The organism is Streptococcus equinus (genome assembly GCF_900104225.1).
Lineage (GTDB): Bacteria > Bacillota > Bacilli > Lactobacillales > Streptococcaceae > Streptococcus > Streptococcus equinus_D.
Genome location: NZ_FNJK01000001.1, coordinates 565,098 through 574,077, shown reverse-complemented (window position 1 = coordinate 574,077; position 8,980 = coordinate 565,098). Strand labels below are relative to the sequence as shown.

General features: G+C 33.4%; 10 protein-coding genes. 5 read left to right on the top strand and 5 right to left on the bottom strand.

The window, feature by feature from the left end:
• From BLP98_RS09385 to BLP98_RS02765, 3 genes are all read left to right on the top strand, one after another.
• The coding region (locus tag BLP98_RS09385) for a hypothetical protein (protein ID WP_159427424.1) at positions 1-667 on the top strand (667 nt) is incomplete at its 5' end.
• The gene (locus BLP98_RS02770; RefSeq protein ID WP_074481795.1) at positions 657-1,430 is read left to right on the top strand and encodes a tetratricopeptide repeat protein; all 774 of its coding nucleotides are present in this window, start codon (positions 657-659) and stop codon (positions 1,428-1,430) included. The genes BLP98_RS09385 and BLP98_RS02770, both read left to right, overlap by 11 nt.
• A complete protein-coding gene (locus BLP98_RS02765; RefSeq protein WP_268778080.1) occupies positions 1,420-1,731 on the top strand; it encodes a DUF4176 domain-containing protein in 312 nt (103 codons plus the stop codon). The genes BLP98_RS02770 and BLP98_RS02765 overlap by 11 nt, the downstream gene beginning before the upstream one ends.
• Before the next feature lie 34 nt (positions 1,732-1,765).
• Here the strand turns inward: BLP98_RS02765 and BLP98_RS02760 are convergent, their stop codons facing one another.
• Positions 1,766-2,593, bottom strand: a complete 828-nt coding sequence (locus BLP98_RS02760; RefSeq protein ID WP_234792774.1) for a helix-turn-helix transcriptional regulator — start codon at positions 2,591-2,593, stop codon at positions 1,766-1,768.
• A 123-nt stretch (positions 2,594-2,716) separates the two neighbouring features.
• On the opposite strand from BLP98_RS02760, the gene BLP98_RS02755 reads away from it, so the two are divergent.
• Both BLP98_RS02755 and xerS read left to right on the top strand, forming a co-directional pair.
• Positions 2,717-3,013, top strand: coding sequence for an ATP-binding cassette domain-containing protein (locus tag BLP98_RS02755; protein WP_234792777.1), 297 nt, complete (start codon positions 2,717-2,719; stop codon positions 3,011-3,013).
• A 337-nt stretch (positions 3,014-3,350) separates the two neighbouring features.
• Positions 3,351-4,421, top strand: coding sequence for a tyrosine recombinase XerS (gene xerS, locus BLP98_RS02750; RefSeq protein WP_074481791.1), 1,071 nt, complete (start codon positions 3,351-3,353; stop codon positions 4,419-4,421).
• Positions 4,422-4,534: 113 nt separating this feature from the next.
• On the opposite strand, the gene BLP98_RS02745 is transcribed toward xerS, so the two are convergent.
• The 4 genes from BLP98_RS02745 to BLP98_RS02730 form a co-directional block, all read right to left on the bottom strand.
• Positions 4,535-5,215, bottom strand: a complete 681-nt coding sequence (locus BLP98_RS02745) for an XRE family transcriptional regulator (RefSeq protein ID WP_074481790.1) — start codon at positions 5,213-5,215, stop codon at positions 4,535-4,537.
• Between the two features lie 80 nt (positions 5,216-5,295).
• Entirely contained in the window at positions 5,296-6,243 is a 948-nt protein-coding gene (locus BLP98_RS02740) for a sensor histidine kinase (RefSeq protein ID WP_074481789.1), read from the bottom strand.
• Entirely contained in the window at positions 6,240-6,902 is a 663-nt protein-coding gene (locus tag BLP98_RS02735; RefSeq protein ID WP_006532126.1) for a DNA-binding response regulator, read from the bottom strand. Before BLP98_RS02735 ends, BLP98_RS02740 begins: the two co-directional genes overlap by 4 nt.
• Positions 6,903-7,003: 101 nt before the next feature.
• On the bottom strand, positions 7,004-8,980 hold the full coding sequence (locus tag BLP98_RS02730) for an FtsX-like permease family protein (protein ID WP_074481788.1): 1,977 nt from the start codon (positions 8,978-8,980) through the stop codon (positions 7,004-7,006).

Sequence of the window (8,980 nt, the reverse complement as noted above, 5' to 3'; positions counted from 1 at the left end):
TAAAGAAATTCTCTTATATGATAATCTGTATGGTTACGCAAAATATACTTTTGAAACGTCAGTTTCCAACAAAGGAAAAGTTGCCTTTACTTTTAGTCAATCAGGATTGGATAGTGTGACATCTGGAAATACCACTTTAACTAAAAAAGGTGAACTAAATTTACCAGTTTCTGGTTCTGCTTTAGAAGGACATCCATCATATGATGTTAGTGCTAATGCTAAGGGGGTTAGCGGCATATCAGGAAGCATCGGAAATGATAAATCAAAAACAACCTATGGTGTTAAGTATATTAATGGGGCATTAGCTGCTTACACAAGTAACCAATCGAATTTCGCATTGCCACAACAAGCCACAAACGATGTAGCGACCCTAAAAGAAAAAGTCACTTTCGAACAAGGCCAATACCTGAGAGATGGTGGGGGACCAAACTTGACTAAGTATGATTATTGGGTAAAATCAGGAGATTTTGAGACTGCAGGAAAAATAATGCGACAAGAAGCTGCGTCGGAAGTAAAATGGCTTTTGGGTATTGGTGCAGTAGCAATAGGTGGTTTTATTATATCAGTTCTTGGAGCTGGCAGCTTGGTATCCATAGGTATAGGAAGTTTGACTGGTTCAGCATTAATATTAAGAGATAGTCACAAGGAGAAAAAACATGAAGAATAAATTTCAGAAATGGGTTTCAAGACAGCCTTCTATGTTTATTTGTAATCTTCCAAAGATATTTTTGGCGTTTATAATGATTCCTATAGTGTGGTGTATTTATCAACTTTTTCAAGTACAGAAAGATAGTACTATAATATTATTATTGCTTTTTATTATTATTATTGAGTGTTTTTGGATTTTTAGTTATAAGTTAGTTCTGAATTCGGTACAACTCATATTAACTGAAAATATTGATTTACAAAAGTACAGTCAATGTTTATTGCGTATTTTATCTCATCATTTTTTGGGAAAGAAAAAACTTCAGTTACAATCCGATTTTGTGAAAGCACAAGTAGCTTTTTTACGTGGTAACTTTGAAGAATCATTGCAATTACTAACTCAATTAAAAAATAATGAGGTATTTTCATCAAGCAGTGAGACTCTTAAAGAAAATCAATTATACTACGAATTTTTAAATTATTGTAAATTATCTCAGTTTGAAAATGCTGAAATTCTTTTAGATAAGCTACCTGAAGAGTATAAAGAAAGTTCAAAATTTATTTTGAAAGTTTTAAGAGGTAATGTAAGCGACTATGTTTTTGAGTCTGAACCACGTACAAAGTTAGTGAAGATTGGGAGATGTTATTACCAAGCACTTAATTATTTAAATGCTAATGATAAATCCTCTGCCAAAGAAAACTTCCAAAAAATCGCAAATGAAAATCCAGAACTTTTCTATGTTCGTGAGGCTAAGAAGTATTTGGAGGAATTAGATAATAAATAGAGAACATTTACCGATTGGGAGTGTTGTTCGTGTGAATGGTGGTTCGCAGAGTTTAATGATTACGGCACTTTTTCCTGTTACTGAAAAAGATGGGCAAAAAGGTTATTTTGATTTTGGAGCAGTGCCTCTTCCTTTAGGAGTGGTTAATCAGGATTTAGCCTTTTTCAACAAAGAAGATATTGATGAAGTTCTCTTTTTGGGCTATGTTGATGTGTCATTTCAGCAATTGATCGCTAATTACGATGAACTCATTTCAAATATTCAATATCCTAAATTTACAGTTGAAGATTACAAAAAGTAAAATCATACAAAAAACACGAGATAACTCGTGTTTTTTACTTTAGTATTTCAGCATCTACCTTTGCTTCACAGAATTTATTAAGGCAATCATGGCATGGGCGTTTTTCTTTGTTAGGAGTAGTTTGTTTCTTGATATCATGCGGGTAAACACCGATATACTTTTTAAATAGGCTAGCAAAACGGCTGTGTGAAGTATACCCGACTGCAATAGCCACCTCTTTGATTTCTAGTTGGGTTGTCATTAATAAGTGCTCTGCTAGCGCCATACGACGTCGTTGGATGTATTCGGTAATTGTCATATGATACTTGGTCTTAAAGGCTGTTTTGAGCTTGGTTTTACTCATCATAGCAATTTTAGCCAGTAAATCTTGTGGAATTGTTGCCATCAGATGATCATTGATATAATGGCGGACATTATCCAAAGCGAGGCTATCTTCTTGACTCATTTCTTGTTCATCTTGTGCGGCATAATAGTTATTAATAATGACGCTTAGCCATTCTTTAGCCTTGATTTCATAGAAAAGTTCGCTGGCAGAAGATCCCAACTTATAGTGTAAAATATCATCAGCAATTTTTCCAAGTCCTGCTCCCAGAAAATGATTGGCTTCTTTGAAAATATGACATAAATCATCAGGGTTTAATTGGTAGCGTCCGACAAGGCAGTCATCGATGATTTTTTGTTTAAAGTCAAAACAAACTGCTTGAAAATTAGTGTGCTCATGTAGTAAAGTTTGAAGAATTTGGTGTTGGTTGCAAATCACAAAGCTATCGTTACTTGAGAGTTGCTGGTAAGGTGGCAAGATTTCACCATTAGCAGAAATGACATGGGCTGAAAAGAGGGCAGTATCAGGAAAAGCTGACAAATCGCAACAATAGATAGTTTCCTTTTTTAGAGTAAAATCAAAAATACTAACTCGGAAGTATTCAGTCTCATAGGTCCAATAAAATCCTTCTAAATCATCACATGACAAGTAATAGCTTTGACCGTGTGGAGTAAAAAGGATGCGCTTATACAGTTTGGATTAATAGATAAAATAGAGCGACACCCACAAAGTTTGTCAGGCGGTGAAAAACAACGTTTATTGTTAGCTATGGCAAAAGCTTCAAATAAGCCGATTATCGTCTTAGATGAGCCAACAAGTGGCCTGTGTAGACAACAAATGGACAAGATGATTGAAGATTTGCAGCAAATGGCCCAAACAGGAAAGATTATTATCGTGGTAACACATGATTATGAGCTAATTAAGCATTGCAAAGGAAGAATCATAGAATTCGTCGAATAAGCTTAAAATATCAAATATATAACGTATATATAACGTAATAATATATCATAGAATATATTTAAAATAGATTGTAAATCTCTGACAGAAAAATTATTTGTCAGGGATTTTTTTCTGTTTAAAAAAATAAAACAAAAGTAAGAGTACAAGTTAGCCAAAAAATTCTAAAAAGCATTAAAAACGTTGATAAAACACGTTTTTTTACAAAAAGCCATAAATGAATGATATCTCTTTCTTTGCATTTTTCTCATTACATCTTTCCGAAAAACTGTAATTTTCTTGAAAAACAAATCAGTCTATGATAAACTACTATTATAAAGACATCTAGGGAGATTTTTAGATGAAACGTGAAAAATTACTTGAAAAAATTGATGAACTAAAAAATATAATGCCTTGGTATGTCCTTGACTATTACCAATCAAAACTTTCTGTACCATATAGTTTTACAACTTTGTATGAATACCTCAAGGAATATCGACGATTCTTTGAATGGATTCTTGATTCAGGTATTTCAAATGCTAATCAAATTGCTGATATTGAATTAAGTACTTTAGAACATTTATCAAAAAAAGATATGGAATCCTTCGTTCTTTATCTACGTGAACGTCCTTCTTTAAATACCTATTCAACTAAGCAAGGGGTTTCACAAACCACTATCAACCGCACACTCTCAGCACTTTCAAGCTTATTTAAATATCTGACAGAAGAGGTCGAGGACGAAAATGGTGACCCCTACTTCTATCGAAATGTCATGAAAAAGATTTCAACCAAGAAAAAGAAGGAAACCTTGGCTGCTCGTGCTGAAAACATTAAAGGAAAGCTCTTTTTAGGTGATGAAACTATGGCATTTATCGAATATATCGATAAAGAATACCAAAGTAAGCTCTCTCATCGTGCTCTCTCCTCCTTCCAGAAGAATAAGGAACGTGATTTAGCGATTATCTCACTTCTTCTTGCCTCAGGAGTTCGTTTATCTGAAGCTGTTAATCTTGATTTAAAAGATTTAAACCTTAATATGATGGTTATCGAAGTTACTCGTAAAGGTGGTAAACGCGATTCAGTTAACGTTGCTTCTTTTGCTAAACCGTATCTTGAAGAGTATTTAAAAATTCGTGCACCTCGTTATAAAGCAGAAAAACAAGATCAAGCACTATTTTTAACAGAATACCGTGGTGTTCCAAATCGTATCGATGCTTCAAGTATTGAAAAATTAGTTGCTAAGTATTCGCAAGATTTTAAGGTCCGTGTAACGCCCCACAAACTTCGTCACACCTTGGCAACGAGATTGTATGGCGCAACTAAATCACAAGTTTTGGTTAGTCACCAATTAGGTCATGCCAGCACTCAGGTTACTGACTTATATACTCACATTGTTAATGATGAACAAAAAAATGCGCTTGATAAATTGTAAAAATAAATCTGGACTTAATTGTTAGTCCAGATTTTTTTATATTTTTATATATAAAGAAAATTTAAAAGATCTTAAAATGTGTATTTTACATAAATATTATTATGTCTTTTGAATTAGACTTCTAAGGGTTTAAAGTTACCAATGATTTTTCCAATGATTCGTGGATTTTCATCATAGGGAGCAAATTTGTCAGCATAATGTTTATTGAGAGAGACTAAACGTAATCCATCTTCTTCTCGATAAACTTTTTTGATGTAAGTTTGTCCATCCCAATCAACGGCGTAAATGGCTCCATCATAATCAAAGCCAGTTTGCTTAATAAGGACTACTTCACCATTTAAATAGGTTGGTTCCATTGAATCACCAAAAACCCAAGATGCAAAATCGTGGTCTAACTGCTCATCATAAAAGACTGTATCGTAATTGCCATCGCCAAAATAAGAGTAACCAGTACCTGCAGATAACTTTTCAAAAACCTTATAAGAGTAAAGTTTTGGCAATGGTTTAACAATTTCTTGCTCTTTTAGGAGATTTTCTGCGTAGTTCTCTAATTTTAAGCGATTATCTGGAGTTAATTTTAGGTAAGTGTTGACAATATCATGCTCAGAAAGGAAATACGTTTCATCAACTTTAAAAATCTGACTTAATTGTTCTAAATTTTTTTGATTTGGTTTTGTTTTCCCATTCTCCCAATTAAAGTACGAAGCTCTTGATATTTGTAGTCTTTTGGCTAAATCAGCTTGAGAATAGCCTTTTTCTTGACGTAATTCTTTTAATTTTTTCCCAGAAAACATGGCTTCCTCCTTCTGTTAGTTTATAAACTAACATTATTATAAAAGATATTCAGTAAAAAAGCAAGACGAAATAGTCTTGCTTAACGTTTTTTAGGTGTGATGTAAACTTGCGTTCCCTGATCAATTTGGCTTTGAATCGTGATATCAAGATTAAGGCTATCTAGGACTTGTTTTGTCATATAAAGACCAAGACCTGTGGCTTTTTGATGTTCATGACCGTTGAAGCCAGTGAAACCTTCTTCAAAAATACGTGGTAAATCTTCTTCAAGTATGCCGATACCATCATCTGATATTTCAATACTAGCTTGAGAAATGCGGATGATGATTTTGCCGTTATCTTTCGAATACTTAATGGCATTGTCGATTAATTGAGTTAAAGCAAAATTAACCCACTTTCTGTCGGAATTGAGCTCCCAATTACCTGTTACCTCAACTGAAAGATGTTTTAATAAACAAGGAATACGATATTTTTTGATAATTGAAGTTACAATATTTTTGACAGATAGTTTCTCAAATCGAAAATCGTCTTTATTTTGGCTGAATTTAAGATAATTTAACAAGGTATCTAAATAATTTTGTAGACGATTTAACTGCTGTTCCACTTCTTTTGGTTCAAGTTGATTTGTTTGAGCCATCAGTGAAAGGGCAGATAATGGGACCTTCATCTGATGTGACCACATTTTAATAAGATTTTGAACATCTTCCATCTGAGTTTGAAGTTTTAAGAGCTCACTAGCATGAGTCTCTTTTTGCTGACAGATGATTGCTTTGAAAGCTTGTTCAGACGGCAAGTGAAAATCATTCAACTCTTTTACATAAATAAATTGTTGTAAAATTAATTGCTTGCGCTTAAATTTATAGTATTGCCAAATCGTGATAAAGATAAGAATGGTGATGTTGACACTAAAACTGACTTTAAAGTAGGCAATCGGCAAGTGAAATAGAATAAAAGTGGTTAAAAATAAGGTCGTTAAAATGGTGTAGGTAAGATACCAAACACCAAATTCTTTAAAAAATTGTCGTATCATTTTAAAAGATAACCGACTCCTCTCACGGTATGAATGCGATCAAATCCTAATGGTTGAACTTTTTTACGTAAGCGTGTCATGTTGACACTTAGCGTGTTTTGGTCAATAAAACTCTCATTTTCCCACAATTTCTCTAGTAACTCTTCTTTTGGTACGACTTGATTTTGGTGTTCGAATAGGATGCTAAGGATTTTGTTTTCCGTTGGCGAAAGGTTAATCTGTTTGCTGCCATTTGATAGAATTCCTTCACGTGATAACGAAAATTCATCGAGCTGATAATTATCGGAAGTGAATTGATAAGCTCTACGCAAAAAAGCAGATATCTTGGCATCTAAAATAGTCAATGAGAAGGGTTTAGAAATAAAATCGTCTCCTCCCATATTAAGTGCCATAACAGTATCCATTTCATCATCGCTGGATGAGATAAAGATGATTGGTAAAGTCATCGTTTTACGAATTTCTGTTGTCCAATAAAAACCATTGAAATAAGGCAAAGTGATATCCATCAAAATCAAATCAGGCTTAATTTCTTCGATTTCTTGCTTAATCGCACGAAAATTATTAACGCTAAAGACATCATAAACTTTGCTTAAATGCTGTTTTAATAGAGTTACAATGGTGTTGTCATCTTCTACGATATAAATTTTTCCTTGTTTCATAGCTTCATTTTAACAAAAAATGGTCTTTACGACCATTTTCAGCTGAGTTTCTTATCAAAATATTTGTAGTTAGTCTTATTAAAGAAAGTAGTTTTTAGTAACTAACGATTGATGAGCTTATAATAAGTTCGGCTTGTTAGTTTATAGATAAAGAAGTAAATGATAACCAAGCATAGTATTGTAATACCACTTACAGTAACCATACTTGAACCAGCTACTCCAAAGAGTAAGAGCATTTGTTTTAGCATAGTTAAAGCGAAAACAAAATGTAAGATAGCAACGCCAAGTGGCATGAAGAAAACAAGTAATGTTTGTGAATTAACTGTTCGTTTCACTGCTTCTTTGCTCATTCCGACTTCTTGCAGGATTTTATAAGATTTTTTATCTTCAATTCCTTCGGTGCGTTGTTTGTAGTAAATGATTAAGGCTGCACCAAGCAAGAAACTGAGTCCTAGTAAGAATCCTGTAAACAAGAAACCTCCAGTAATAGCATACATGTCATTCATAAAGGTTTTCTTAGTGTAAATATCACTTTGGATTTCACTGTTTTTATCTGATTTTAATCTGTCAGAGATTGTTGAAATGTCTTTAGTTGAAAGATCAGCATAAGCTGTAAAAGTACTTTGAAACATGAGATCATGTTGTTTGAAAAGCTCTAGCATTTCTTCCATAACCGCATTATTACTGAAAATAATAACACTCGGATTATAGGTATTTCCTAGTTCAGGAAACTTGAAATCTTTAAAGTTTTTGACGTTTTCAAATTTTTTATCAAACAATGTCAATGTTTCAAGTTGACTGTCTCCCTTTTGTTTGTAAAAAGCAATTTGATTGTCTTTTAATTTTGGAAGATCATTTCCGAGTTTTTGAATAGCGTCTTGAGTTGTTAAATAAAGAGCACCAAACGTATTGACATCGGGATGTTTGATTGAATCGTCATTAATAGCCATTACTTTTTCATTTGCAAGGGAAGCTGAAGACATGGCTGACTGATAAGTTATGTAATCACTGCTTGGCTTATCTAGTTTATCGACGATTTGATTTTGGAATTCTTCTTTAAATTCATCCTCAGAGATTATTCTAGAATCCTTCTCAACATAGCCATTATTAGAAAAGGTTATTTGTGTATTTTTAGGAAATAGAATATTGGCTTGATTTTGACCACTAACATATAAAGAAGTTGTTGTTGCGATGGTTACAAAAGTCATTGTAGCAAGCAAAGTGATATTGGCAAGACCAACGGCATTTTGCTTCATTCTGAAAATCATTTGTGCAGTTGTGACAAAGTGTTCTGGTTGGTAAAAATAGTTTTTATTCTTACGACGGCGTTTGAGATACCATGTCATAAAGCTGACGTAAAATAGGTAAGTCCCAATAATAACAAGCACTACTGCAATGAAGAAACGATAGACAACCACAAGCGCAGCTACTTTTGCAGAGGAAATAGACATGTAATAGCCAATACCTAGGCTGATAATACTTAGCAAAGCTAAAATTATATTTCCACGAGGTTCTTTTTCACCTTTTTCTTGACGTTTAAACAAAGCAAGTGGTGATGAACGATGAATAATAACCAGATTAATAACTTCTAGCAATACAAAGATAGCCGCAAAAGCAAAAGCAGCAAACATAAAGGCAAGTGGTGATAATGTCAAAACAAACTTATCATAATGTAAGAGATTAACAAAAATTAGGTAGAACAATTGTGAAAATATGGCTGATAAGATGCTACCAATTATGATAACACCTACAAACATAATAGCTAATTCAATTGTTGACACCAAACCGACCTGACGTCTATTCATCCCAAGGATATTGTAAAGACCGAATTCCCTACTTCTTTGCTTGAGCAAGAAATTATAACTATAAATCTCCATGATGACTGTAAAAATCATCAAAACAACAATAGCCAGTCCTAATACGGTGTTACTGTAACGCATGTCGTCTGATACTGGACTAAAGAGAATTAACAAGGTTGAACAGTCAAGGATAAAAAGGACTACACTGGCGAGTAAAAATGGGCCGAAAATATCAAGTGATTTTTTCAAATTTGACCAAGCTAGTTTAGCATAGAACAT

Bases quoted from the DNA above. Each gene is read 5' to 3' on its own strand.
- xerS (WP_074481791.1), top strand. From the start codon at position 3,351: ATGAAACGTGAAAAATTACTTGAAAAAATTGATGAACTAAAAAATATA.
- BLP98_RS02745 (WP_074481790.1), bottom strand. From the start codon at position 5,215: ATGTTTTCTGGGAAAAAATTAAAAGAATTACGTCAAGAAAAAGGCTAT.
- BLP98_RS02740 (WP_074481789.1), bottom strand. From the start codon at position 6,243: ATGATACGACAATTTTTTAAAGAATTTGGTGTTTGGTATCTTACCTAC.
- BLP98_RS02730 (WP_074481788.1), bottom strand. From the start codon at position 8,980: ATGTTCTATGCTAAACTAGCTTGGTCAAATTTGAAAAAATCACTTGAT.
- BLP98_RS02770 (WP_074481795.1), top strand. From the start codon at position 657: ATGAAGAATAAATTTCAGAAATGGGTTTCAAGACAGCCTTCTATGTTT.
- BLP98_RS02735 (WP_006532126.1), bottom strand. From the start codon at position 6,902: ATGAAACAAGGAAAAATTTATATCGTAGAAGATGACAACACCATTGTA.